The 25,481-nt window shown below is 69.7% G+C and carries 26 protein-coding genes and 2 pseudogenes; 20 read left to right on the forward strand and 8 right to left on the reverse strand.

Features of this window, described 5'->3' with window-relative positions:
* The first annotated feature begins 123 nt into the window (after window positions 1-123).
* The 3 genes from EKG83_RS26755 (at window position 124) to EKG83_RS26765 (ending at window position 2,514) form a co-directional block, all read left to right on the forward strand.
* Window positions 124-1,002 (forward strand): hypothetical protein, encoded by an 879-nt coding sequence (locus EKG83_RS26755; RefSeq protein ID WP_153278437.1) that lies wholly within the window; start codon window positions 124-126, stop codon window positions 1,000-1,002.
* A gap of 193 nt (window positions 1,003-1,195) precedes the next feature.
* Complete coding sequence (locus EKG83_RS26760) at window positions 1,196-2,047, forward strand: hypothetical protein (RefSeq protein ID WP_033435411.1); 852 nt, start codon at window positions 1,196-1,198, stop codon at window positions 2,045-2,047.
* Window positions 2,044-2,514 carry a hypothetical protein gene (locus EKG83_RS26765; RefSeq protein WP_153278438.1) on the forward strand — a complete coding sequence of 157 codons (471 nt, stop codon included), beginning with the start codon at window positions 2,044-2,046 and terminating at the stop codon, window positions 2,512-2,514. The genes EKG83_RS26760 and EKG83_RS26765 overlap by 4 nt, the downstream gene beginning before the upstream one ends.
* On the opposite strand, the gene EKG83_RS26770 is transcribed toward EKG83_RS26765, so the two are convergent.
* The 5 genes from EKG83_RS26770 to EKG83_RS26785 all read right to left on the reverse strand — a co-directional run bounded on the left by EKG83_RS26770 (window position 2,430) and on the right by EKG83_RS26785 (window position 7,773).
* The gene (locus EKG83_RS26770; RefSeq protein WP_033435410.1) at window positions 2,430-3,248 is read right to left on the reverse strand and encodes a sigma factor-like helix-turn-helix DNA-binding protein; all 819 of its coding nucleotides are present in this window, start codon (window positions 3,246-3,248) and stop codon (window positions 2,430-2,432) included. The two genes, EKG83_RS26765 and EKG83_RS26770, sit on opposite strands and share 85 nt — an antisense overlap.
* A 1-nt stretch (window position 3,249) precedes the next feature.
* Window positions 3,250-3,546, reverse strand: a complete 297-nt coding sequence (locus tag EKG83_RS26775; protein ID WP_153278439.1) for a hypothetical protein — start codon at window positions 3,544-3,546, stop codon at window positions 3,250-3,252.
* A gap of 839 nt (window positions 3,547-4,385) precedes the next feature.
* Window positions 4,386-4,988 (reverse strand): tyrosine-type recombinase/integrase, encoded by a 603-nt coding sequence (locus EKG83_RS26780; protein WP_228122942.1) that lies wholly within the window; start codon window positions 4,986-4,988, stop codon window positions 4,386-4,388.
* Window positions 4,901-6,661 carry a tyrosine-type recombinase/integrase gene (locus tag EKG83_RS48310; RefSeq protein WP_228122218.1) on the reverse strand — a complete coding sequence of 587 codons (1,761 nt, stop codon included), beginning with the start codon at window positions 6,659-6,661 and terminating at the stop codon, window positions 4,901-4,903. Before EKG83_RS48310 ends, EKG83_RS26780 begins: the two co-directional genes overlap by 88 nt.
* Window positions 6,658-7,773, reverse strand: coding sequence for a tyrosine-type recombinase/integrase (locus tag EKG83_RS26785; protein ID WP_322746691.1), 1,116 nt, complete (start codon window positions 7,771-7,773; stop codon window positions 6,658-6,660). The genes EKG83_RS48310 and EKG83_RS26785 overlap by 4 nt, the downstream gene beginning before the upstream one ends.
* 107 nt (window positions 7,774-7,880) lie before the next feature.
* Between EKG83_RS26785 and EKG83_RS26790 the strand changes: the two genes are divergently transcribed.
* The 6 genes and pseudogenes from EKG83_RS26790 (at window position 7,881) to EKG83_RS26815 (ending at window position 12,775) form a co-directional block, all read left to right on the forward strand.
* Window positions 7,881-8,951, forward strand: a complete 1,071-nt coding sequence (locus EKG83_RS26790; protein WP_051767105.1) for a hypothetical protein — start codon at window positions 7,881-7,883, stop codon at window positions 8,949-8,951.
* A 29-nt stretch (window positions 8,952-8,980) separates the two neighbouring features.
* Window positions 8,981-9,265, forward strand: a complete 285-nt coding sequence (locus EKG83_RS26795; protein ID WP_033436046.1) for a DUF5983 family protein — start codon at window positions 8,981-8,983, stop codon at window positions 9,263-9,265.
* A 480-nt stretch (window positions 9,266-9,745) separates the two neighbouring features.
* The gene (locus EKG83_RS26800; protein WP_033436045.1) at window positions 9,746-11,581 is read left to right on the forward strand and encodes a ParB/RepB/Spo0J family partition protein; all 1,836 of its coding nucleotides are present in this window, start codon (window positions 9,746-9,748) and stop codon (window positions 11,579-11,581) included.
* A gap of 165 nt (window positions 11,582-11,746) precedes the next feature.
* The gene (locus EKG83_RS26805; RefSeq protein WP_033436044.1) at window positions 11,747-11,992 is read left to right on the forward strand and encodes a hypothetical protein; all 246 of its coding nucleotides are present in this window, start codon (window positions 11,747-11,749) and stop codon (window positions 11,990-11,992) included.
* A 14-nt stretch (window positions 11,993-12,006) separates the two neighbouring features.
* Window positions 12,007-12,234: pseudogene (locus EKG83_RS26810) on the forward strand (transposase family protein); the annotation flags it as partial.
* A gap of 265 nt (window positions 12,235-12,499) precedes the next feature.
* A complete protein-coding gene (locus EKG83_RS26815) occupies window positions 12,500-12,775 on the forward strand; it encodes a hypothetical protein (RefSeq protein WP_033436051.1) in 276 nt (91 codons plus the stop codon).
* A 130-nt stretch (window positions 12,776-12,905) separates the two neighbouring features.
* On the opposite strand, the gene EKG83_RS26820 is transcribed toward EKG83_RS26815, so the two are convergent.
* The 3 genes from EKG83_RS26820 to EKG83_RS26830 all read right to left on the reverse strand — a co-directional run bounded on the left by EKG83_RS26820 (window position 12,906) and on the right by EKG83_RS26830 (window position 16,383).
* A complete protein-coding gene (locus EKG83_RS26820) occupies window positions 12,906-14,048 on the reverse strand; it encodes a transporter substrate-binding domain-containing protein (RefSeq protein ID WP_170191998.1) in 1,143 nt (380 codons plus the stop codon).
* 427 nt (window positions 14,049-14,475) lie between these two features.
* Window positions 14,476-15,447, reverse strand: a complete 972-nt coding sequence (locus EKG83_RS26825; protein WP_033436050.1) for a restriction endonuclease — start codon at window positions 15,445-15,447, stop codon at window positions 14,476-14,478.
* A gap of 174 nt (window positions 15,448-15,621) precedes the next feature.
* A complete protein-coding gene (locus EKG83_RS26830; protein WP_153278442.1) occupies window positions 15,622-16,383 on the reverse strand; it encodes a transposase family protein in 762 nt (253 codons plus the stop codon).
* A gap of 60 nt (window positions 16,384-16,443) precedes the next feature.
* Between EKG83_RS26830 and EKG83_RS49785 the strand changes: the two are divergent.
* From EKG83_RS49785 to EKG83_RS26885, 11 genes and pseudogenes are all read left to right on the forward strand, one after another.
* Window positions 16,444-17,229: pseudogene (locus EKG83_RS49785) on the forward strand (DUF4192 domain-containing protein); the annotation flags it as partial.
* Window positions 17,230-17,512: 283 nt separating this feature from the next.
* Complete coding sequence (locus EKG83_RS26840; RefSeq protein ID WP_033435689.1) at window positions 17,513-18,058, forward strand: hypothetical protein; 546 nt, start codon at window positions 17,513-17,515, stop codon at window positions 18,056-18,058.
* A gap of 452 nt (window positions 18,059-18,510) precedes the next feature.
* Window positions 18,511-18,897: a hypothetical protein gene (locus EKG83_RS26845; protein WP_153278443.1), complete on the forward strand. Its 387-nt coding sequence runs from the start codon at window positions 18,511-18,513 to the stop codon at window positions 18,895-18,897.
* Between the two features lie 99 nt (window positions 18,898-18,996).
* Entirely contained in the window at window positions 18,997-19,344 is a 348-nt protein-coding gene (locus EKG83_RS26850; protein ID WP_033435687.1) for a hypothetical protein, read from the forward strand.
* 65 nt (window positions 19,345-19,409) lie between these two features.
* A complete protein-coding gene (locus EKG83_RS26855) occupies window positions 19,410-20,066 on the forward strand; it encodes a Crp/Fnr family transcriptional regulator (protein ID WP_051767031.1) in 657 nt (218 codons plus the stop codon).
* A gap of 237 nt (window positions 20,067-20,303) precedes the next feature.
* A complete protein-coding gene (locus EKG83_RS26860) occupies window positions 20,304-21,785 on the forward strand; it encodes an ATP-binding protein (protein WP_051767030.1) in 1,482 nt (493 codons plus the stop codon).
* Complete coding sequence (locus EKG83_RS26865; RefSeq protein ID WP_033435686.1) at window positions 21,785-22,342, forward strand: hypothetical protein; 558 nt, start codon at window positions 21,785-21,787, stop codon at window positions 22,340-22,342. Before EKG83_RS26860 ends, EKG83_RS26865 begins: the two co-directional genes overlap by 1 nt.
* A 261-nt stretch (window positions 22,343-22,603) precedes the next feature.
* Window positions 22,604-23,062, forward strand: coding sequence for a hypothetical protein (locus EKG83_RS26870; protein WP_033435685.1), 459 nt, complete (start codon window positions 22,604-22,606; stop codon window positions 23,060-23,062).
* A gap of 124 nt (window positions 23,063-23,186) precedes the next feature.
* A complete protein-coding gene (locus tag EKG83_RS26875) occupies window positions 23,187-23,759 on the forward strand; it encodes a hypothetical protein (protein WP_153278444.1) in 573 nt (190 codons plus the stop codon).
* On the forward strand, window positions 23,756-24,394 hold the full coding sequence (locus EKG83_RS26880; RefSeq protein ID WP_051767029.1) for a hypothetical protein: 639 nt from the start codon (window positions 23,756-23,758) through the stop codon (window positions 24,392-24,394). Before EKG83_RS26875 ends, EKG83_RS26880 begins: the two co-directional genes overlap by 4 nt.
* Before the next feature lie 292 nt (window positions 24,395-24,686).
* Window positions 24,687-25,013: a DUF4326 domain-containing protein gene (locus EKG83_RS26885; RefSeq protein WP_051767028.1), complete on the forward strand. Its 327-nt coding sequence runs from the start codon at window positions 24,687-24,689 to the stop codon at window positions 25,011-25,013.
* The last annotated feature ends 468 nt before the right edge of the window (window positions 25,014-25,481 follow it).

Consider the following 25,481-nt stretch of genomic DNA (forward strand, 5'->3'; position numbering starts at 1 on the left):
CCGTTGTCCGCCTCACCCCGGTGCGGAAGGCCCGGCGCTGGCTCCCGTGAACCGGTGCCGGGCCTTCGCGCCGTCCCGGGCCGGTTCACCGGCCCGACTTTCCCCGATCCCGAGGAGGATTTTGTGAGCACCGTCCGTGCCGAGGCCCGCACCCGCTGGGTACACACCGGCATCGAGGCGCCCTACTCGTTCACCGTCACCGGGTTCAACGAACTGGAGACAGACCGCGGCGTGGCCTACAGCGCCGAGCTCGTGCACCCCGACCTCGGCGTGGTCGGTCGCATCTCCAACCGGGGCGACGGCGGACCGACAACCTTCCACGCCGACGACCGCACCCGGTTCGGCGAGCCTCACCTGGAGGAATTCCTGCGGCGCAGCGTCCAGGACGGCGAGCCGATGGCCACCGGCTTCACGGGCCTGGAGCATCTGCTCGACGAGATCATCGACGAGGCCGAGGCCACCCGGCTCGTCGCCGAGATGCGCGCCAAAGGCCAACTGCTCATCCGCAGCCACCTGCCGCGCCAGACGGCGAGCCGGGGGCCGCAGCGCGGCGCCATCCTGGCCTACAGCCGAATCGTCACCCGCCGCAGCGATCGCGAACGGCTGGCCGCCACGCTGGTCGACAACCCGCCGGTCCGCCTCGACGAGGGCGCCTACTGGGAGTGGTTCACCGGCGAGGACTGGGTCCGCATGCCGGGCGCGCTCCCGCTGTCCCCGCGGCAGAGCGCCGACCGGCTCCGGCGGATCGGGCAACTCGCCACCGAGCCCGACCGACCCGTCACCGCCGTGCCGTTCGACGACGGGCTCTTCCTGTTCGGCACGCCCGCCGCACACACCACACTGGTCGGCGACCGTGTCCGCACCGTCGACACCACCCGGTGGTGCGTCTGCCGCCGCCGGCAGCGCGTGGTGGCGTTCGAGCGGTGGAACCGGGGCGTCCTGGAGGAATCCGGCACCGTCCACGCGGCGAAACGCTGCCGCCGCCTCGTCCGGATCGACTGACCCCCACGCCTCGCCCGGCTTCGGCTCCGGCCAGGGCGTCTCCAGCGCATCACCGCCTTCGACGGCCCGGTGCCGGTTCCTGCGAACCGGCACCGGGCCGTCGCGCTGTCCGGGGCCTTCCCACACGCCCGTGCACGCAGCGACCAGCCGTGCCGGGCCCGACCCGAAACCGAGCACGAAAGGGCTGTCGACCATGACCACGTCCACGACCGGCACCGGCACCCCCGCTTTGACCGCCGAGCCGGACGTTCCGACCACCCGCCACGACTACGCCGACGGCACCACCGTTATCGGCACCGAGAAGAACACCCGCGCGCGGCTGCTGCGCTCCTCGCGGTACCACCGGCCCAAGCATGGCGACATCGACCTCGTCGAGCGAACCCCGACCGGGCCGGGCTACACGGTCGCCCGCGCCATCGACGAGGCGATGCACACGGGCTCCCGGCACCACCCGGTGACCGCGGGCAACCGCATCGGGCAACGGGTGGCCGAGCGGCGCGCGGTGCGGCGTCGGCTCGGCGGCCACGGTGCCCTGGAGACCTACGTCGACGAGCACGGCCGCCCCGGCGAGCAGTCGGTGGCCGGTTCGCCGCAGGGTCAGGTACGCGAGCGGGTGTTGGCCGACGCGGTCGAGTCGGACGAGAAGATCGCCTACCGGAGGAACCTCTACGCCGCGCTCCAGGCCGAGGGCAGGGCATCCACCGCGGGCGAGGGCACCGTCGTCACAGGCGACTGGATGTCGGTGCGCGGCCGCGGGTACCGAGTGCGGCGGGTCGACACCGGGACCGTCGGCGTCGTCAACCATCTCACCGCCGCGCCCGAGCCGGGCGGGCCCGAGCACACCGACACCACCCCGCGCCGCGAGGTGCGTGAGCACCGCACCGGGCAGATGCCGACGGGACTCGTCGAAGCACACGAACCCCCCGGCACCGACCGGCTCCGTCTGCACCCGGCGGACTTCCGGGACGCCGGGCACGGTGACGGCCGGAGCCCTGGCAACGGCGAGGGTGACGCAGGCCCGGGTGATTCGGGCGGACCGGCATGACGGTCCCCCTGCCCACCTCGCTGGAGCACCCGCTCGGCAGCCGCGTCGACAAGCAGTTCGCGCTGGAGACCGTGTACCGGGCGCAGGCCGCACTGGGTCTGGTCCGCCCGTCCCCGTCCCCGGCGCCACCATTGGCCCTGTCCCGCGATGAACCCTCGCCGCAGGTGGTGCTCAACCTCGGCCTCGGCGTGGATTCCGGTGCGATCGCCGCCCGCTACATCACCGACCCGTCCAGCCGGGACTTCGACCTGCGGAACCTGGCAGTGATCACCGCGATTATCTGCAGCCCGTTTGGTCCTGCGTTAGTTGAACAGGGGCTTTGCGTCGTGGACATGTCCACGACGCAAAGCCCCTGTGAGTTGACCTTGCAGTTACCCGATAGTCAACTTGCGAACGAAAGGCGCGATCCCCAACTGATCTCGCGCACTCGGTTCAAAACTTCCGCCGAGTTGACCAGACCAAGCTGATCACGCAAAGTTTTGAGAGCTATAGACTTGCTCGCCCGGACCGCGTTGCTGTCGATGCCCAGGATTTTCGCGATCACGCGCGGCTTCAACCCATCGGCGGACAGGCGTAGCACTTCTGCTTGACGCTCCCCCAGCCCCTGAACGGCCCGGGCAAGTTCGTTGCGCCCCTCCGGAGGGTTGACTACAGATGCGTTCTCCGCTTCGTGACGAAGATCGAGTTGGAGTGCAACCTTTCGGAAAGCGGAGTGGATCTCTTTCTGGGACTTGCCTGTCATGTCGGCCACTTCGATCAGCTCGTAGCCGTCAAGGAAGAGTTCCAGGGCGTCGGCCATGTCGGGCGCGACCCTGGCGGCCACCCCCAGGAGGTGGAGCTTCTGTGCATGGTCGACAAAAGGGTCATGGACAAGCTTGCCCGGTTCGACAACCTTGAATTCATCCCAGGAATCCACCGGGATTTCCATCTTGTGGGCGCGGTAATAGTCAACCGCCGCATTGGCTGCCACCTTGTTCAAGTAGGCCCACAGGTCGAGAATATCCTCCCTCTGCGCAGGGGTGAGTCGGGTAAAAAATTTAGTCATCGCATCTTGAACAACATCGCCGAGGTCGTTGTAAGGAATCTTGCCGCGCAGGCGTGCGAGAAGCATGCGGACCGTCAAGCGCCAGAACTGCTCCTCGTCGCCCACTTCGTAGTCCGCCGTGATCGCGAGGCCGCGCGAGAACTCGACCAGCGTCATCTCAGACAGCCCCCTTCTGACTGCGGCCGGGCCAATAGAGGGGCGGAAGAACGAGGGCGACGAGCGCCTGGACATCCTGCGGATCCCACTTGGACAGCATGGCGAAGCCAATGACCGCAAGCAGGGCGGCCCCGCGGGTGAACTCGCGCAGCGTCTCGGCCCCGTGGGTGACCTGCCACCGAGCGTCAAGAGTGGACGTTCCAGCCTTTTTCGCAGCCGGTCGCTTGCGCGGGTCTTCCACGCCGGAGCGCAGAGGCGGCTTCGCGGGATCGTTCGACCCCGTGTGGCTATTCGACAACGTTGAACCTCCAGGCAGAGGGTCCCGCCGCTCAGCCTCCGGCCAAAGAGTTCGGAGCGGCGGGTCCCTGACGCACTCGGCGAGCGCCGAGCGTCACTCAAGGATGCCCCATCACGCCGCTGCCATAAAGTCAAGAAAAACGTGCCCGCATGTGACGATAGTAACACCACCGCGGTTTAACGTTCCGGAAGGCAACATCCGTCACCATTGCGCGAACCGGGAGAACACCCGGTTCAACGCGGGGCCTCGACCCCGCAAGCAGGAAGGTCGCTGCCCAGCCTCCGGCCAAGAGTTCGGGGCAGTGGATCTTTGACGCACTCGGCCCCACCGGGCGTTCGACGAAGGACGCCACGACGGAGTCGGACTGTGCCGAGACGGTGGTCAGGCCCGCGAGGGTCTGACCACCGTTCCTCGTCATCGGCGCGACGGGATGACGGGCGGTGTCATCAGAACCGTCCTGGTTCGGCCTGCAGACGGCGTAGTTCGGCGTAGAGCCGTTCGAGTTGCTGCTGCTGCGCGGCGTTCTGCTCAGTGAGGACCTGGACGCGGCTGCGGAGCTTCGCGTTCGCGCTCAGCGATGCCGCTAGGCGGACCTTGAGTGAGCGTTCGGTCGCGGCGGCGGACCGCAGTGCGGGTGCTTGTCGTCGGCGAGGCCGCGGAGTCCGGCGAGTAGGTCGGGCTGGGTGTAGAGCCAGGACCTGGAGACCTCCGCGGCAGTGGCCAGCGCCGCGACCGTGACCGGTCGCCCTGATATGCGTAGATCCAGCAGGGCGTTCTCGGCGCGTCGGCGGGCGTCGGCGCTGCGTTTGGCGGTGGCGGCGGCGAGGTGGTGGGTGTTGTCAGCTCGGGTCATCGAGTTGGGTGATCTTTCCGCCGAAGACGACTTCGCCGTCGTCGCAGCTTTCGCAGGTGGTGATGATCTTGTCGAGGTTGTCCAGGATCTTGGTGTTCTTCTCGGCGATGCGGATGTGTCCGGCGGCCTTGGCGGTTTCGATGATCTTCAGGGTGCGGCCTCGTTGTTCCCGGTGGTGTGGCAGGAACTCGGGGGCGGTGAGGAACATCGGGCAGGTCAGGCAAGGGTTGGCGTGCTCGCAGTCGCGGATCAGCGGCAGGCCGCAGTAGCCGTTGGGCAGGGTCTGCTTGGCTCGGCCGAGGCTGATGCGGGTCCAGGCGGCGTTGCTGAGCGGGTCGCTCTCGGTGACCTGGATGATCTCGCCCTGGGAGTTGACGGTGACGGCCTTCTCCCACTTCTCCCGGACGGTCTTGTCGTGCAGGCGGGCGTAGACGGCGGTCATGGCCGGTGACATGTGGTCGAGCAGCTTCTGGACGACGTGTTGCGGGACGTCGTTGTTGATCAGGCGGGTGCCCAGGGTGTGGCGGAACTGGTGCGGGGTGATGTGGACGTGGTCGCCGCGTTCGTCGACCAGCTCGATGGTCGCCAGCCAGGTGTTGAGGTGCTCGACCCAGGTGCCGCGGGGCATCGGTTTGCGGCCGTGGGGGTTGTCGGTCCGGCGGGGAACAGCAGCTCGCAGCCTGCGGGGAAGCGTGCGCGGACCCGGTCCTGCTGGGCGTGGATCAGCGTGACGAGCTTGTCGACGATGGGGAAGAACGCGACGCGCCCCTGCCCTTTGTGGTTGACCCAGGCCAGGTAGGGGGCTCGCGCGTCGTCGCGGACGACGCAGTCGAACGGGAGCCGGATCGCGTCCTTGGACCGCAGCCCGCAGGCCATGACAATGCGCAGGACGAGCTCGTCCTGCGGGTCGGGGAACCTGGTCAGGTTGGCGTCGTCCTCGCACTGACTCATGATCACTTCGCTGAGGAAGCGGGGCTTGGACGGCGGCGCCGGCGGACCGTCGCCGGGGACGATGACCGCAGTGCGGGGCAGTCGTTCCTCCCAGCCCAGGCGGTGGACGGTGGAAAGGAACACGCTGACCGCGCTGATCCGGTGTTTGCGGGTGGCGACGTGGACCTGTTCCTCGTCCATCGAGGCGAACCACGCCTCCAGCAACTGTCGGGTCAACCGCTCGGGTTCGGTGCAGTCGTCGGGCCCGCCCGCGGCGAACTCGGCGAACTTGCCCAAGTAGCGCACTTGCGCGACCAGGCTGCCGGTGGCGCTCTTGGTGGTGATCATCCGCCGGGCCCAGCGCTTGGCCAGCGCCCGTAGCCAGGGCTGCGTAATCGAGGTGAATCGCAGGTAGCGGGGCGTGTTCTCCGGAAGGCGTCCCAGTCTGCGCAGGTCCCAGGTGTCGCGGTCGTATTCGCGTTCCCAGGCGCCGCCGGCGAGCAGGGCTTCGAGGTGGTAGCGGATGTCGGTGACGAAGGTCAGCGCGCTGTTGGTGCCCCGCTTGCCCGACGGGCCCTTGGCCTGCTTGCGCCAGGCGTCGTCGTCGAGGTCGAGCATGCTGGCGACCTGGCTTTCCCGGATCCAGGTCACAGCCTGCTGGATCGCCCGCAGGCAGGTGCGGCGGTCACCGGCATCGGCGCGGCGTTGCAGCCCCAGGCCCAGCTCCAGCCGGATCTGCTGGGACAGGCCGCGCATGTCCAGCATCGGCTCGCCGCGGCCGGTGGCGCAGGTGACGTAGGTCTGCAGGTCGTCGGGCTTGCCCGCCGTCTTCCAGCGGGCGTGGTGGCCCGCGCAGAACCCGGCCTTGAAGTCGGCGTTGCGCTCGCAGCCGACGAACCGGCAGGGCGCCTCCCCGCGAATCGACGGCGTGTAGGTGATCCCGGCCGCCCATGCGGCCGCGTCCGGTCGTCCCGCCTTGGCCCAGAAGCCGCGGTGCCGGGCGCAGAGGCCGATGTGCCCCCGTGCCCGGTTGCAGCCCTCGACCAGGCAAGCCGGGAAGCTCACGGTGTTGCGTTGCCCCGGCCCCTGCAGCGGCGCCCACTGCTCGATGTCGGGGCTGCCCGCCCTGGTCCAGGCCGTCTGGTGGATCGGGCAGAGCCCGACACGGCCGTAGTTCAGCGGGCGGCGGCAGGCCGGCACTCGGCATCGACCTGCGGTGAACACGGGGTCGTCGGGGTCCGGTCGGAACACCTCGACGCGGAACTCCATGCGGACGGTCTGCAGCAGCAGCGCCAGCAGACCGGACCGGTGCGCGGGAACGGGGACCGTCATGCCACCGGTCCTCCGTCCAGGACGCCGCTCTCGGTCAAAATCCGGCGGTAGTCGCCCAGGGTCAGGTGCGAGTAGATCGACTTCGTCGTCTCGGTCGACTCGTGCCCCAGCAGCTCGGCGACCACCTCGATCGGGGTGCCGGAGCGCAGCAGCCGGGTGGCGTAGGTGTGCCGCAGGGCGTGCCAGGTCAGGTCGTCGACGCCGGTGCGCTTGCGCAGCCGCAGCTCCAGGTCGGCGACCGCGCTGTAGGTCATCGCCGCCCCGCGGTGCCCGCGCCAGAGGTTGACGAACACGAAGTCGCTGTCCAGCTCGCCGAACTCGACGTCGAGGTAGTCGGCGTAGCGCTGGAACAGATAGCCACGGACCGGCACCGACCTGGCCTTCATCTCCTTCACCCGTGCCAGGTTCGGGTTGTCCTCCCGCGGCACGACGTGCACGGCCTCCTCGGCCGGGTCCAGGTCGGCGTGCCGCAACCCGAGCGCCTCGCCGATGCGCAGCCCGGACTCATAAAGCAGGGTCACCAGGAACCGGTCCCTCAACCGCAGGCAGGCGTCCTGCAGCAACGTGACCTCGTCGTCGGACAGCTCCCTCGGCCGTTTCCTCCCGCCCGCGGGCAGGCGCAGCGGACTGTGCTCGACCGGTCCGCGCATCGTGTGCGCGAGCACCGGCAGGTAATCGCCCGTCGCATGCCGCGCACCCGGTGTCGCTCCTCCCAGCACCGCCTTGGCCGAACCGCGCACGGCATGGAACCGGTAAAACCCGGCCAACGCCGCCCGCTTGCGCAGCAACGTCGCCGCGTCCAACGCCGACGGGCTGCCGGGCAGCACGAACACGCCCGGCTGCCGCAACTCCACCGGCCGCCGCAACCACGCGACGAACTGCGCCAAGTCCTCCAACTCGACCTCGGCGAAGTCCTGCCCGCGCTGACCAAGCCAGACGAACAAGTCCTTCAGGTCCTGCGCATACGCCTTCACCGTCGCAGGTGACTTGCCCCGAGCCACCAGATGCACCAAATACGCCTCGATCGGCGCCACCGGCAGAGCATCCTCACCGACCACCGTGTACGACACCGACGTCTCGCCAGCCAACCGCTGTACCCGCACCGACACCACTCTCGTCAACGACAGGCCGCCACAGCGTCCACGACGGACCGCCCACGTAGGACTTCGACACGCTGACTACACCACTGACACCATCGAATGAACTGCAGATAACCGGAATGACCGGCCAGGAGTGGCCGGCCACCCGACGCCTGGTCGAGCAGCACTTGCTCCCCCTGATGGCCCGGGCACGGGTCCGCTACATCCAGGTCGCCCGCCGCGGCCCACGCGAGGCCGACGGGGTGGAGATCCTGTCCGACACCCGCACGCCCGACCGGCTGTACCCGGTCGGCGCCTGGACCCTGGCCCACGAGATGCTCGACGGCGGCACCGTCCCGCAGACCACCGGGGACAGGCTCTGCTCCCAGCACTTCAAGGCGTGGCCGCTGGACCTCGTCATCGCCGAGCTCACCCGGGGACGCCCCTACCGACAGGTCATGGGCTACGAGAAGGGCGAACAGCGCCGCGCCAAGCGAGACAAGGAGTACGACACCGAGCTGCGCACCGGCGTCTACCCGCTGCGCGAGTGGGACGGGGGATGGGACCGCGCCCGCGCGCGGGCATTCCTGCGGGAGACCTTCGGCGTCGAGTGGATCAAGAGCGCCTGCACCTACTGTCCGTTCGCTCTAGCAAATGAAGCTGGTCGGGTGCAGACCACGGCCCGGTTCATCGAGGAACCCGACGCCGGCGTGCTGGCCCTGGTGATGGAGTTCACCGCCACCGCGCTCAACCCCACCCAGGGGCTGATCAAGGGCGAACGACTGCTGTCGCTCCTGCGGGCCTCGGCCGGCACCGCCGCAGTGCTCGCCGCGTTCGAGCGGATGCTGACCAGCCTGCCGTGGGCGGTCTACGACGTACGGCGCACACTCTCGCCCCGCTCCGACGGCAAGGTCAACTACGCCCGATCGGTGCGCATTCTCGACGTCGGCACGCCCGAGCAGATGCGGGCACGGCTAGACCAACGCGCTCGGCTCGCCCAGACGCCGCTGACCGTCGGCAATCCGGCGTTTCCCGACGACGCCCACCCCAGAGCCTGGCTTCGCCACCGCGAGCCGCAGCTTCTCGCGGAGAAAAAGACAACAGCCGAGCAGTTCATCACCCTCGCGCCGGCGACCGCGATCGACAAGACCGGCCCCACCTTCCCCGCGGCCTGGACCGACGCCTCGCAACTGGACCTCCTTGCCGGATGAGGCCCGCCCTACACCCCCTGGATCCAATCATGTCCCAGTCCGCCATCCGCACCTTCCTCGACCTGTCCACCAGCCACCTCCGCGAGCAGACCTGCCTGCAGCTCGACGACCACGAGGGTGTCGTCGCACACAATCTGCGGCACGGCTGGCTGCTGTTCGTGCCCGACCCCGCCGACGAGGCCGCCTCCGGCGACATCGACTGGCCCGACGAACTCGTGCCGATCGTGGAGCTGGCCCAGGCCAGCGGCTGTTCCTACGTGCTGTTCGACGCCGACGGCCCTCAGCTGGACGGTCTGCCCGTCTTCGACTGGTAGGCCGCGCAGCACCCATTACGGTCCGCGCGGGCGTGCACGTTCGGGGCTGCCACATCGTCCATGGCGGCCTCCGGACGGACGGAGGCGGCGGTGATCGACCCGGATCCATGCCCCGTCGGCCTCGGCAACAACACCGACCCGGTTCCGGTCAGTTGCGCGTCCTGCCCTGTGGATCCATCGGAGTGCGGCCTCGCCCAGGCGAAGTGCATCGAGGACCGCCCATCCGTCCCGCGCGGACCTCGGTGCGCGGGCCGGCGGGTTCGGTGGGCGCCGCCCAGCGTGCTCCACCGGGGTGGGGGTGTCCAGCAGAAAGCGCTGGACACCCCCACCCCGGCAGAGCCACGCGGCAGGCGCACCACCGGACCACACCGGCCCCACATCCCCACCGGCACAACACCACTTTCCCCTCACCATCAACACATTCCCGCACCCACACCAGGGCACAGCCATGCCCACAGCACCCGGAATGAGGCCATCACGATGACCGCTACCGTCGACACCGCCGATTACAGCACCGCGCCCGACCTGATCACCATCGACCAGGTCACCACCGACACGCCGACCGTCTACCCCTTCGTCCTGCACAGGGTCGACCCGCGGAGGCTGCGCGCGGACGGCAACAGCCGCGTGGTCCGCGACATCCGCGAGACACGGCCCGAGCTGGTGGCCTCCGTCGCCGAGCACGGCGTGGACCCCAAGGTCTCGATCATCAACGTGGCACCGGACCCCGACGGCGTCCTCGCGGTACTCGTGGGCTTCCACCGCCACGCCGCCGCCGTCGCCGTCAAGGAACGCGAGAACCCCGACCTCACCGTCGACCTCCTGGTCCACGCGCCCGGCACCAGGCGGGAGGTGCTGGTGGTCCAGGGCATCGAGAACATCCACCGCAAGGGCTACACCACGGCCGAAGAGGCCCAGCTCTACGGCCAGCTCGCCCTGGAAGGGATGGCCCCCGAGACGATCGCCCGCGAGCTGAGCCTGCCCGACGAACGGATCAAGGCCGGACTCGCCGTCGCCGCCAGCACCCGCACCCGGGCCGCCGGCAAGGCCCTGCCCACCGCGGACATGCTCCTGCTGTCCCAGCTGGCCGAGTTCGGCGACGACGAGGACGCCCACCAGAGGCTCGTCGACGTCCTGACCACCCGGCCTCACCAGTTCCAGTGGACGATCGAGCAGCTGCGCGACCGGCGCGAGCAGCAGGCCATGCTGGCCCGGGAGACGCAGAAGTTCACCGACCTGGGCTACACCCTGGCCGACGACGAGGACGACCTGCCCGACGGGGCCGAGCGCCTCGACGCGCTGTGCGCCGGCGACGGCGTCGACCCGCTGGACCCCGCCGGGCACGCCGACTGCCCGGGACGCGCGGTCTCGGTGTGGGTGGACGGCGACCTGGAGGCCGAGGTCGTCCACTACTGCCTCGACTACGCCACCCACGGCCACCGCACCCTCGCCTCGGTGCGGATCGCGGCCGCCGAGGACCGGCTGCGCGCCGAGGGCGTGCCGATCGTCGACCCCGCCGCCGACGGCGTGGTCCCCCTGTCCCGGCTGCTCGCCGACGGGCAGGCCCAGCACGCCCTCACCGCCGCCGACCACGCCGGCTGCCCCGGTCACGCCGCCTACGTCATCGACATCCCCTTCCGGTCGACCACCGACGTCGGATACGTCTGCACCGACCACGCCGCGCACGGCCACGTCCTGCGTTTCGCGCCGAGCGCGCCGCAGCCCGAACGCGACGCCGCCTATCAGACCGGCGAACGCAAGCGCGCGACCGCGAACAACCGGCTGTGGCGCGACGCCAAGATCGCCCGCCGCAAGTGGCTGACCCAGTACTTCACCGACTGGCGCAAGCGCAAGGCCACCGCGCTGCCGGCCCGCCTGCAGCACTGGCTCGCGCTCGCCCCGGTACTGGCCGGCGACTACCTCGCCGAGTCCGCGCCCGCGCACGCCTACGCCTACGCCTGCACCCTGCTCAAGCTGGGCGAACCCAAGGACCACCGCCGTACCAACAACCCGATCGCGGTGCTCCTGCGGCGCAAGACCACCACCGAGACCCAGGCCGTCCTGATCCGTCTGGCCCAGGTCGTCGGCGCCTGCGAGGCGCACTGGAACGCCAAGTACACCGAGAACGCCGACGCCAGCTGGCGCTCGCCCAGCGACGACACCCGCTTCTACATCGAGCTGCTGCAGGCCCTGGGCTACCCCCTCTCCCACATCGAGCAGGTGGTGCTCAACCCCGCCCTCGACCACGAGAAGTGGCCCCACCTCGCCCCTGTCACCACCGGCGACAAGCAGATCGGCGACCAGCAGGCGGCGTGACCACCGCATCCCCCGGTCGGTTGGGCCCGCGCCTGCCTCCCTGCGCGGGCCCAACCACCCCGGTGTACCCGACCACCACGGGCTCCCGGCCCGCCCCACCCGCACTGGCTCAGTCCGCAATCCCGCCCAGTCCACCCGTTCACGTCGAACTCCGAGGAGACCACCGTGATCGCTGACTCATCGTCGATTCCGTCACCGTCCGGACACACGCTGTTCGACCGGAAGCAGACGGTCCGGGTGGACGACCCCGGCGACGTCATCGTGGTGCCGATGCCGGGTCGCGACCAGGGTCAGGATGGCCTCGCCCTCGGCGTGACCGACCAGGGTGTCGAGAAGTCCTCCGGTCGATACCGGTTCGGCGGCGACGTCGGAGATACTGAGCCCTTTCCAACCTGGCGGTGTGAGCGATGACCGTGGTGGAGACATACCGAGGCGCCGGCGGCCCGATCCGCGTCCCCTATCGCGGCAGGTGGCACAACCTCTCGCCCGGTCAGCAGGCGGCCAACCGCTCGCATGCCCGCATCCGCGCCCTCGGCGAACGAGCCGTCGCCACCCTCAAGACCTGGCGACTACTACGCAGACTCCGCTGCTCCACCACCCGCATCACCGACCTGACCCGAGCCATCCTCGCGCTTCACCTCAACGCTGGATGAGGTTGGAAAAGGCTCACTACATCAATCGCACCACCGGTGGAATTATCGACATCAGCCCATACCGTCTCGAGCTGCTCCGTGAAGTTCTCCGGGTGGGCCAACGCCCCGTGCGTATGACGTACCTCCAACCTGGCCGCGTCTACTACCCCCGTTGTCGCCATCGCCTCAGCTGGGGCCACTGGTGCTAGCAATTCACCAGTCAACTCGGCCCAGTCGTTATCGGTCTCGTACTGCTGTGGGTCATGCTCGGTGGCGAGGTGACGCTATGAGCTGCGCCGTACTGACGCCACCATCGCCCTGGGACAACATCCCATCCCTGTGCTCCGTCGCTGACCTGCGCCTGACGGAGCACTACGAACTGGACTATCGCCTCACCGCTACCAAGGCACTCACTACACCAGTCGACGGCGACGAGACCGCTGCCCGCCGCTGGACGAGCTATTACTGCACGGTCTGTCGGGCTGACTTTACGAGCCGCCTCCTGGCCTTCGCCCATCTGGCCGACCTGGCGCACCGCCTGGCCGAACTGCCCGACCCATGAGGCGCGAGCTGCTACCGCCCGAGATCGGCATTGATTGAGCCGTTCCAAGACCATTCATCACCCGGCGGCTCTCACCCACCTACCGGACACCCAGAATCAGCTCAGACCGCAGACTCCGTCGGAGAGCGCCTTAGGACGTCGTGGGCTCTTTACAGTGGGCCGGGTCCGTGTGGACAGGTTTACGACCATTCGGGCTTACCCCGAGGGGCGCCAACTCGTTGGCGAACTCGCTCTCCCATGACGTCCGGATAAATTTATCGAGGAAAGCGCTGATCTGTTTGCACAGTTCTGGGCTGTGGTTGGGGAGACCGATACCGGAGATCTCATCCCGCGATAGGTTCTCGATTACCCTATAGGTACCTGGCGGATAACTTCTCGGTGCGCTTGCAGCGTATGCCTGCAGAATGGTGTAGTCGGTCGCGACGGCCGTGACCGGATTGCTAGGATTGACCAACTGCTCCATGCACTTATCCAGGTTCGGATCAGTGTTCTGCACGCGCAGACCAATGGCCTGAATCTGCGACTGAAAATTGTTTGCCGTGACACCCCTCGTCATGCATACAGCTGGCTCCGCCGCTGCCAACTCGTCTTTTGCCGCAGTCGACACAAGGAAACCCGGGTGATCAAGGAAGTACGGACCAGCAAAGTCGACGTCTTTCTTCCGCGCGTCAGTGATGCTGTAATTCGAGATCACCAGCTTGACTCTACCAGCACGGCCGGTCTTACGGTCGGGCAATGCTTGAGCGCGCTCCGATGGGTCGATGGGTACGAAGTTGGGCGTAAAGTCGAATTCCTTCGCCAGGGCAAAGGCGAGTTTGATATCGAACCCGCTATAGGACTGACCACCCTCATCCTTACTCCACCCTGGAAGCTTGCCGTTAATTCCGATGTCGATCGTGGTGTGCGCCTTGAGGTATTCCAGTGGGTCGGGTTCACCGTCAGCTGCGGCGCTAGTCGGACTGAACTGCACGTAGCCGAACACGACGAGAGCCGGAACAACCACCGCGGCGGTCCACGCGATCCAGGTCCGCCGGGGTGCCGGAGTGACGTTCTTCTGTTCCGATCCCTGCTTCAGACGAAGCGGCAGCACAGCCAGGATCAGAGCCGCTACGCCGATCGGCACAGCCATCACAGTTGCCAGGTTGGCGCCCGAGGGCAACAGCAGGAGCAGCGCAGTTAGCAGCACAGTACCCAGCACAGCGGGGCCAAGCCAAAACAACTCAAGCCGTAACCGACTCGGCCTTGACGGCGTGCTGCCGCCCTTTTCGTCCATTGTCATGCTCCGTATCTCAGAAAGGCTGTGCGCCCCGACGTAACGCGATGTCCGGCGCAGCCCAGGGTGTCATCAGGTACATGATCGGATACTTACGCAACACGGTTGCCAATGTGATCAAATCCTTACCAATCCGTTACCGTCACCGTCGCAGCATCCGCAGAAATAGTATTTACGGTTAGTCACACACCGTGCACATCGGTCCATAGAGAGAACGGTATCGGCCGGAGAATTGGGCCGAATGTTGGAATCAGCGCCTGCGACTGGATCTCACACCAATGTTGTGCTGCTGACCTCCGCTGTCACCCCCGTCCCGTAGTTGCCGGGAACCAACTACCATGCAGGCTCTCAGTCCCCGGACGCGCGAGTGTGCGAATCCCCCGACCGCGATCTCAACCAACCGGGGACTGAGTCATCTCACTGCCGGTCAGGCCACGCCGTCCACGTTCGGTCGGTACAGCGGCCTACGGTCGACCATCGCGACCCGGGTCTTGACCCGCAACCACTCCGCGAGATCGCCCTCACGCTCCAGCAGGTAGACGATTTCTCCCAGCTCCGCCAAGACGATGGTTTTCTGCGCCAGCACGGTGCGGCACTGGTCGATGCTCGTGGCGGCGAAGCCGGACGCGGAAATGATCAGGCCATGAACGTCGGCGCGGCTGTACACCCGGACGAGGTGCTGCGACACACCGTCAACCCCGAGTGGCTTGTTCCACCACTTCACCTCAACGAGGTACGGCTGGTTGTCCAGCTCGATGAGGCCGTCGATCTGCTCGCCGATCTGCCCACCGTCGGTGATGTTCAAGGTGAAGCTGTCGCGAACGCCGAGGCCGTCGAGCTTGAAGATCTGGTTGAGCAGGCGTTCGAGCTCAAGCCCGCGCTGGCGTGGGTCCGTCATGCTGAACAGCTTCGTGAGCTGGCGGTACAACTGCTGCCGCTGCTCGCGCTTGCGCTGCGCCGCAGCGGCGGCCTCACGCTGGGAACGCAGGCGCTCATCCCGTTCCCGGTCACGTTCCTGCTGCATGCGGACGAACGCGTCCTTGACGCTAACGAGCTGGCGGACCTTGGCCACCAGTCCCTGCGCTTTAAGCGCCTCCTCCGACCAGCAGGTCGAGAAGTCCTCCCACTCGACCACCCGGCGAACGATCTCGCGGCGAGCACGAAGTCCGGAGTCGCCCTCCTCGTTGACTCGGCCGAGGGCCGTCCGCGCGATGTCGTACTTGGTGATCGAACTGCGGTCCGCGGCCACCCGACGCTGCACGTCGGCCAAGTGTCGCTCGTCGACGCCGCAGGCCCGGAAGAAGCGCACCGTGTCTGGCTTCGACCGCTGGAGCAGCGGGATGGTGTCCACCAGCAAGCTGAACAGGTCGGGTGGGTAGTGGTACGGATCGCTCGCCATCGATCACCTCAGCACGGGTTGTGAGCCCGTTATCTTCTCACGCGGCCGATGAGCCCTCAGCGCGACACGACCTAGGGGGGTGCCCCGACGTCACCGACTCGCTGACCCGACCCAGGGACGCCTGACAAGGCCCTGAGCGCCACGCTGAATGCCTACAAGGAGCCTTTTCCAACCTCATCCAGCGTTGAGGTGAAGCGCGAGGATGGCTCGGGTCAGGTCGGTGATGCGGGTGGTGGAGCAGCGGAGTCTGCGTAGTAGTCGCCAGGTCTTGAGGGTGGCGACGGCTCGTTCGCCGAGGGCGCGGATGCGGGCATGCGAGCGGTTGGCCGCCTGCTGACCGGGCGAGAGGTTGTGCCACCTGCCGCGATAGGGGACGCGGATCGGGCCGCCGGCGCCTCGGTATGCCTTGTCGGCCCAACACGGGATGCCGGCTGCGGTGCGGTCGTCGACGATGCCGTGGGCGCGTGCTGCGGTCAGGTCGTGAGCCGAACCGGGCAACGCGGGCGAGGTCCACAGCAGGCGTCCGGCCGGGTCGGCGAGGACCTGGACGTTCATGCCGTGCCGCTTGTGTTTTCCCGAGTAGTACGGCCGGTCGGCGGCGATCCGGTCGATACGGAGCAGGGTGCCGTCGAGGATGACGTAGGCCTTGCGCGCGGCGATCCGGATCGCTTCGGCCAGGTACGGTGCCAGTGCGGCCAGGAGTTCGACCGCTTCGTGGACGTAGCGGCAGACGGTGGCCAGGCCGATGCCGAACCCTGCGGCCAGGCGGCTGTAGGTGTCGCCGCAGCGCAGATGGGCCAGCACGAGCAGTGCTTGACGGCCACTGTCGAGTCTGCGCCACCTGCTGCCGATCCGACGACGATGCGCGGCCAGCTGGTGAGCGAGGAACTGCAGGTGTGAACCGGACAGGTCGATCGCGGATGGGTAGACAAGCACTCGAAGCTCCTGGCGATGGCCTTGCTCTTGGTCGAGAAGTCATCTACCAGGAGCTTCGTCATGTCTCCACCACGGTCATCGCTCACACCGCCAGGTTGGAAAGGGCTCAGTATCTCCGACGTCGCCGCCGAACCGGCATCGACCGGAGGACTTCTCGACACCCTGGTCGGTCACGCCGAGGGCGAGGCCATCCTGACCCTGGTCGCGACCCGGCATCGGCACCACGATGACGGCCCACCTCATGCCGCATTGATCAACGCGATCGCGCGGAGGTTCGCCGAACTGGGCGTCGACGTCGCGGCCTTCTGGACGACCGGCATCGCCGAGGGCGCCCGATGGAGCAACTACCACGCTCCCTCCCGGACCGGCGCCGTCGCCGACCCCGCGTGCTCCCCGGCAGCGGCTGCCACAGCGATGCAGGGCCGGCGGACCTTCGCCAGCCGAGCCGAGCTCGTCGCGACGTTGGAGCCGGCACCCCAGGAGGTTCTGCACCGCCGCGAAATGCTGCTCCTCGGCCTTGCCGACGCCGGGCGTCCTGCGGCTTCGGATGCCTACCGCCTGGTCGCCGACCACGTCACCCGTGCCGACCTGCGCACCGAGGCGTTGACCGACACCGAGATCGCGCAACTGGCATACGCCCTCGGTGACCTGGAAGTCCGCGACGCCTGCCTCGGGTTCGCAGCCACCGACCAGGCGGCCGCGGCCGAACGGCTGTGGACGGAGCTGACCCGACAGTCGCCTGTACCCGAACGGGCACAACCGGCCGTGTTGCCGGCCGTGTCGGCCTGCCTGCGCGGCGGCGGACCCCTGAGCCGCGTGGCACTGGATCACGCGCAGGCGGCGTCTCCCGGCCATCGTCTCGCCCGATTGATCCGTCAAGCCCTCGACACCGGACTTCCGCCGGAGAGGTTGCGTTCGTTGGCCGAGCAGGCCCTGGCCACCGGCCGGGAATGGAGCCAAGGGCGCCCACACCTGACCCGAATCCAGTCTGCGACCACCCGATCGATCTGCCACGCCTTGGCCTTCGGCCGGGTCCGCACAGTTCGGTGCTTCCGACAGGCCCGCACGCCCACACCATCGCCCGTCCGCCGCTTCCCGCCTACCGCCGCCGTACCCGCCAGGAGGTGCCGTGTCGATCACCGCCGCGCTGCGTCCGACCACCCGCCCGCGCTGGATCACCCCGTACGACGCCAGCCGCTGCTACCTGCTCCCCGACACCGTCGAGTGCAACATCCCGCGCCGGGGCGCGGCCGGCGAGTGCGGCGCCTGGGACTGGGCCCGCGGGCACCTGGTCGAGCTGCACTTCCGGCTGGGCGGCGCGCCGGCGGCCCTGTACTACCGCGACCTGGTGGCCCCTCACCCGCACGACGCCCTCGGCGTCGCGCCGCACCTGCCGGTCGGCGTCGAGGTCACCGCCCGACTGCGTACTCGCGAGGACCGGCTGGTCACCGTCGTCTCCCGTGTCGAGTCCGCTCCCCACGGCCCGCGCGGCGACCACTGGCAGGTCACCGTCGACGGCGAGATCCCCACCGATGCCGACGACCCGGCCTTGCACGGCGAGCACCGCTACCCGCCGTCGCTGCCGTTCCTGGCATTCCTGGTCGACCTGCACCTGCAACGCACCTCGCCGCGCCCGACCGCGCCGGCGATCACGCTGCGTAACCACCCTGCGTGACCGGCCCCTCACCCTCGAACGCGGAGCCGTCATGCCTCCCGTACCGACACCGCGCCCCTGCCCGAACTCGCCCACCGACCACACCATAACCGGCGAGCCGCAGCCCGTGGATGACGCCGCCGTCGACGACGCCCTGCTCGACCTGCGCCGCCGGCAGATGGTTCGCCGGGCGTGCCTCCACAGGAGGGTGAACCAGCCGCCCGTGATGTGCGACCACCGGCCGCCACACGACCTGCGGTGAGCACCTGGATGGTCCTGCCTCGAAGCCAGTAGTGCCCAGGAACGGAACCCCGTCCGGTGGTGGTGCGTGGACGGGGACATGGCAGCGGGAACGCCGCCACGCTCCAAGGGCGCCTTCGGCGTCGCTGCGCGAGGCTGCGCCCCCTTTCCGCGCGGTGGCGTTCCCGCTGGTGCCCCACCCGTCCACGCACCACCACCAGACGGGAGAACCCATGCCTGTTTGCGGAAACCGCGGCCGTCACCCCGACGGCAAGCCGGTCGCACACGCCAGCGTCGACGCGGTGCGCGCCTGCTGCCTGGCCGACGAGGTCTGGGCGTGCCAATGGCTGGTTGCCCGCTTCAACCACGAGGACGGTGAGGAGTACGCCGCCGAGTGCGGCGGGCTGTCCTGGCACCTGCCCGACAATCGCGGTCACACCTGCGAACACGGCCACGACCACATCCACGCCGACGTCCGCGAGCGCGAGGGCTGGGACTACGCCGCCGACCCGGACGAAGCCGGCCTGCTGGCCGGCCGCGACGTCCACCCCGTGGCCATGAACGGCGGCGCCATCGAGATCAACCACCAGGCGATGCGCTACGCGGCCTCCTTCGCCTGACCCGGCACCCCAGCTCGGCGGCCGGTGACCCACCCACATGTCGGAGGGGCACCGGCCGCCCTGTCGCGTCCTCACCGCCGACACCGAAAGGTCCCGATCATGAAACCGACCAACTCCACCGACACCGTGGAACTCACCTTCGCCGACGGCCGCCGCATCGCCGTCCACACGATGATCGCGGATCGGGTCCGCGGCATCGACGCCGACGGCGACCTGCTCGTCCCGCTGGGTGAGCCGGACAACCCGATCCACCACGACGACGGCACCGAGTACCTCATCGCCCTGACCCCGTGCTGCCACGCCAGCGGCAAGGGCTCGGCCATGGCCGAGGGCGGCGTGGTCTGCCGCTCCTGCCACGACGAGGTCGACAGCAAGTACGCGGGTCCGGGCACCCTCGCCCTGGCCGTCACCGCCGCCACGCCCGAGCCGCCCAACGCGTCGGGGTGACCACCCCGCCGGATCACTGATCCGTACCCGCCCTCCGCGCCCGGCCGACACACCAGGAGTCCACGATGTCCACTACCGGCCTGCCCGCAGACAACCCGATCCTGTCCACCCTCGACGCCGTCGGCGAGACCTCCGAGTTCCCCCGCGGCCACGTGATCTTCTCCGAAGGCGAGCCGGGCGACCGGCTCTACGTCATCCGGTCCGGCAAGGTGAAGATCAGTCGCACCACGCCCGGTGGCCGGGAACACCTGCTGGCCCTGTTCGGCCCGTCCGACATGTTCGGCGAGGTGTCGATCCACGACCCCGGCCCCCGAGGGTCCACCGCCACCACGGTGACCCAGGTGCAGGTGCTGAGCATCGACCGCCCCGCCCTGCGGCAGTGGATGGCCCACCGTCCGGAAATCTCCGAGCAGTTTCTGCGCGCCCTGGCGCGCAGGCTGCGCCGGACCAACTCGATGCTGAGCGGGATGATCCTCAACGACGTGCCCGGCCGGCTGGCCAAGGCGTTGCTGGAACTGGCGGTGCGCTTCGGCAGCCAGGAGGCCGGGCTGCTGCGGGTCACCCACGACCTGACCCAGGAGGAGCTCGCCCAGCTGATCGGAGCCTCGCGCGAGACGGTGAACAAGGCCCTGGCCGACTTCACCCACCGCGGCTGGCTGCGCCTGGAGGGCAGGACCGTGCTGATCCTGGACCCGGACCGCCTGGCCCGCCGGGCGAGTTGACCGGCCCCGCACAGCTGCAGCAGCACCAGCGGGACCCCGGTGTGGCCCTCACCCGACTCCCGGGCACCCCCGAGCAGCGCGGGCTCGGCCGAGTCGGGAACGTGCCGGCGAGGCCTTCGACCGGCTCGCGCGACACCGCGGCAGCTCCCGGACGAGGCCCCGACATGGGGTGTCCGACCCCCTCAGCCCTGGTACTCCGGGCCGACCCCGAACAACATCACCTCTGGGGAGTTCGTCATGTCCACCGTCCACACCGTGTCCCTGCGTGGCCTGACCGGCCAGGTGTCCACCCTCACCGCCACTGCCGGCGACGGCCCGCCCGAGATCCTGCTCACCGGCGGCAACGGCCGCGGCCAGCGCGAGCTGCGCGACCGGGTGCACGCGGCCCTGGCCAACTCCGGCCGGCCGAACCGGAACCGGCGCATCGAGGTGCACCTGGGCTCACCGGAGGCCGCGCCCCAGGCCGCCGCCGTGGCCGTCGCGGCGCTCTGCGCCATCCTGGGCGTCCCCGCGCGGCGGCTGGCCGGCACCGCGGTGCTCGGCGAGGTCGGTCTGGACGGCAGCCTGCGCCCCACCCGCGGCGTGCTGCCCGCCGTGCAGGCCGTGCGCGCGCACGGCCTGCACCGGGTGATCGTGCCCGCCGACGCCCTGGGCCAGGCCGTGCTCGTCGACGGCGTCGAGGTGCTCGGCGCGCACACGCTGAGCGAGGTGGCCGACTGGCTGCGCGGCACCGACACCGCCCTGCACCGGCCCGGCGTGCCCGCCGGCTTCGTCGCCGAGACCCCACAGCCGCCGGGGCGGGCGCTGACCGCCCCGGCGCTGCGGGCGGTGGAAGTCGCCGCCGCCGGCGGGCACCACCTGCTGCTCGACGCCGCCGAGGGCGCGGGCGCGCTGCTGGTCGCGCAGTGGCTGCACCAGCTGCTGCCCGACCTGACCCCCGACCAGCAGCTCCAGCTCGCCGCGATCCGGTCGTTGACCGGCCCGCGCGAGGACGGCGCGATCCTGACCGCCACGGCGCCGATGGTGACCGCCCACCACAGCGACTCGCTCGCCGCCCTGGTCGGCGGCAGCGTGCCCGGCGCGGTCAGCCGCGCCCACCACGGCGTGCTGGTGGCCTGCGACCTCGACCGTTTCACACCCCTCGCGCTCGAGACGTTGCGCCGGGCACTGCTGGACCGGCAAGTCCGGTTGGCCCATGGCGGGCACGAGTTGCGCTACCCGGCCCTCGGCCAGCTGTTCGCCACCTGCATTCGCACCCCTGGGCCGCGGGCCCGGCTTGCCCCGGTGCTGCTGGACGTCCTGGACATCCGGCTCCGGCTCGCCTCCTCCCGGGCTGTGATGCTCCCGCCCGAGGACGATCGGGACCGGATCGGGCGCGTCCGCGCCCACTCCCGCGCCCGTGTCCTGCGCGCACGGGCCCGCGCCGCGACCCGCTGGAGTCAGGCCGCGTCCGGCTCCGACACCGTGTTCACCAACGCGACCGTGCCCGAGGAGGTACTGCACTCCCGGCCGTTGCCCGCTGCGGTGGACGCCCCGATCCACCACGCCCTACGGATCGGGGCGCTGTCCCACCGCGGCGCCGACGCCGTGCTGCGGATGGCCTGGACCGCGGCCGACCTCGACGGCCTCACCCCGCCGGCGCGCCGCCACGTCGAGCAGGCGCTGGCGCTGCGGCAGGCGACTCCCACGCGGTCCGCGACCGTTCCGGAGGTGCGGTGATGCCCGGCCCCGTGTCCGCGTTCGTCCCGCCCTACCGGGAGCTGCACGTGCGCGATGTCGGCGACCTGGGCAACGCGTTGATCGGCGGCGGTCTGCGCCGCGAGTTCGAACAGCAGGTCCGCGCCCGGCTGCCCGAGCCGATGATGAAGGGCGTCACCCGCTGCTGGACCGACTGGTCACAGGTCTGGGTGGTGCAGTGCGGCGGGGACACGCGCAACAACCGCGTCGTGCTCGCCGGGCGACAGCCGCAGACCACGGTCGAGATCACCCTGCCCTACCTGCACCACTACCAGGTGCGCACCCCGCTGTCGGACACCGACCGGGTGTTGACAGCGCTGCAAGCCGCCTACCCGCCCGGCACGCCCACCCGTGCGCTGGCCGACGCCCTCGTCGGTGTGCTCACCGCCTGGGCGCACCACCGGCGCGAACACCACACCGGGGTGCCACTGGCCCAGATCGACCGGGCGATCGCCGAACCGCTGCGACCGCTGTTGGCCACCTGGCTGTACGGCGACGAGATCACCGCCACCGTCGACGCGCAGTGGCGGCTGCGCTGACGCTGCGACAACACCCGCCGGCGCAGACGTGGCCCTGAGATGACGGGCGGCCCTTGGGCGGTGGGGCGGTCGCACTCTGCGCCGGCGGGGGGTCGGAGGCAAGCCCGAAAGGCAGTGCTTGCCCCCTTCCTCCGCCGCCGGCACACGACGAGTGCGCCCCACCACCCACAGCCGCCCGGCCTCGACCGGACCGGGTTGGTCGAACCCGACGACCCCGACAACCACGGTGCCGGATCCGGTGCCGAAAGGACGTGAAACCCCATGCAGGAGATCCGGACACTGGCCGCGCCGGGCATCGCCGCCGACGCCGCCCGCGCCGCTCAGGACAGTTACCGACGCTCCGCCGCCGTTGCCACCCTCATCGGCATTCCCCGCACCCCGGTCCTGGAGCGTGAGGCCCGGGAGGAAGCCGCGGGGGAGGCGATCACCGTCGCCGTCGACGGCGTGTTCGGCCACGACACCATCGAGTACGCGGCCATGCTGTTCATCGCTGTACGCACCCGCAACCACGGCGTCAACGGCGCGCAACTGGCCCGCGCCCACCTGGAGGCGATCGGCGCACCACCCCCTCCCGACCGCGCCGAGTTCATGGCCGGGCAGATCCACACCCTGGCCGAGATCCTGGAGACCTCCGGAGTGGACCTGCTCGACCAGGGCCGCACCGTGACCCAGTTGCGCGTCTATGCCCACACCTTCCACCCGCAAGGACGGGACACGTGACCGCCCCCGCCGCGCCAGGGACGAACGGCACCGGCTCTCCCCGCGTCCCCGTCCCGGCGCCCCGGCGGTGGCCCGACTGCGGCACGCGGCCCACGGCTGCGCGCGACGCCCGCCAGGCGGGTGCATGACAACCGTGGACGCGCACACCGTGCCTCTCGACGTCCCCGACCAGCCCTTCGGACGCGCCGTCTGCCATGTCTCGCCGAGCGTCGCAGTCGAGTTCGACATCCTCGGGCGCTACCTGTTCGGCGACCTGGACATGGCCCATGTCCGGATCCGCTCCATGACCGGTCCGTGGGGCGTGGTGGGAGAAACACTACGGGTGCGGTGGGGTGCCCTCGACGACATCACCACCACCAGCGGCCGGGAGATCACGCCGGTGGACCTCACCCCACCGCAGCTGCGGCAACCGGCACCACACCAGCCGCTCCCCGTGGCCCGAACCGACGCCCGCGGCCCGATCGCCGACCGCAACGTACTCGAACTGCTGTGGCTGGGCTCCTGCATCACCACGGCCAAGCACGACCCCGTTCGCCGAGCCGACCTGCGCACCTCGCTCGCCAACCGGCGAGCGGCACTGAGCCTGTCCCTCGGCACCCCGCCCGAGCACATCGACGGACTCGGCTACACCAGCGCGCAGTGGATGCGCGCCACCCGCCCGACCAGCTACCCGTCCACAGGGGGCCTAGCACCATGACCACCCGCACCGCGCCCGGCCACGACAGCACAACCGACCTGCCGGGCTCCGAGGTGAACACCGCCACGAACGTCCTGTTCAGCCACGGATTCGGCAAGGTCTTCACGTCCGTCGGTGCATCCTTCGACAGCATGCAGTGGGCCGAGGAGGAGATCGAGACCGCCCGCCGCCGGCACCCGGCACACGCCGACCGGATCCACCACAGCTTCCTGCTGCTGTCGGCCAACCCGGACCTCACGCGGCTGGCCGACAGCGAGACGGTCTACCGCGCGCACTGCCGCGAACTGCTCGACCGGGTCGCGGCCGGCGCCGACACCCGACCGGGCACCGCGGCCGAGGTGTGCTGCGCACTGCTGCACACCAGCCTGCTGACACCGCTGACCTCGGCGGCCACGGGCCTGTGCCTGCGGATGTGGCAGGCCGCGGGCCTGCCCGAGATCCCGGGATTCGCCGAGGCCGGTCGCCACCACGAGGCCCTGGAAGGCTCGCTCATCGACGAGCACGAGCGCCTCGCCCGCCGCAAGCTCACCGTTCCCGGCCGCCGCCTCGGGGCCATCCGGTGCAGCGGACGCCACAACAACCAGGACGTCGACTGCGTCTACGCGCCGACCGGCCGGCTCGCCATTGAGCTCTGAGCACGAGGCCGACGGCGACGCCTGTCGGGAGCGCGGTGGGGTCGGTGGAGGGAGAGCCGTGGAGCGGGCGCGGCCGGGGCTGTCGCTCCGCGCGAAGCCGATCAGACCGCGGCCGGGTCCGCGGCGATGAACCCGGCCCGAAAAGCACGGGCCGGAACCCCCGCCGCCCCCTGCGGGGCCCGGCCACGGCCTGATGTCCGGCACGCGGAGCGACAGCCCCTCAAGGCCGAACCCGCCCGGTGAGCGCTTGCCCGGCGGGCGAGGTCGAGCCCGCACGGTAAAGGAGCACGAGTTGGCACATCCGCTGGTCGTCCACCGGAGGTACGCCCGGTACGACGTCTACATCGGCCGGGGATCGAAGTGGGGTAACCCCTTCGTCATCGGCATCGACGGTACCCGCAACGAGGTCTGCGATCTCTACGAGCAGTGGCTGCCCGACCAGCCGGAGTTGATGGCCGCGCTCGGCGAGCTGACCGAGAAGACCCTCGGGTGCTCCTGCGCACCGGACCGTTGCCACGGCGACCTCCTGGCGCACCTGGCGGCCCGCGTGCCCGTGCCCAGCCCGTGGGGAGATGCGGTTCCCGCCGGTGGGCTCACCGCGGCCATGGCGCCGTTCTGACCCGTTCGTCGCAGCGGTGGGCCGGATGTCTCGGCCCACCGCGTCCGGTTCGGGGCGTCGGTTCCCGACGCGGTCACGACGCTGGCCACCAGGCAGACCTCCGCCGTCCGACGCCAGCGTGATCACTGTTGCCGCGGTCGGGGCCTACTGCCAGCAGCACCGGCAACTCCTGTCCATCCCCGGCCACCTCTGACCACCTGAATGAGCGGGCTGGTGCTTCCTCGCCGGCCCGCTTTCAGACCCCGGTCGGGTGTCACGCCCCCTAGCGCCCGGCCAGGGTTCTCCCTGTCCACTCCGAACAGCACAGGACAAGGAGAGCCGGTGCCAATCCGGACGCAACGCTGACACTTCGGCACACCGAGGTGGCGCCCAGCAGACGAAGCAGGCTTCGTTCCCGACCGGTACGAGGTCGTTCCCATCTCTAACAACACCGCAGCCAGCTACATCCGCCTGCACTACTACGCCAAG

Source organism: Saccharothrix syringae, from assembly GCF_009498035.1.
GTDB lineage: Bacteria > Actinomycetota > Actinomycetes > Mycobacteriales > Pseudonocardiaceae > Actinosynnema > Actinosynnema syringae.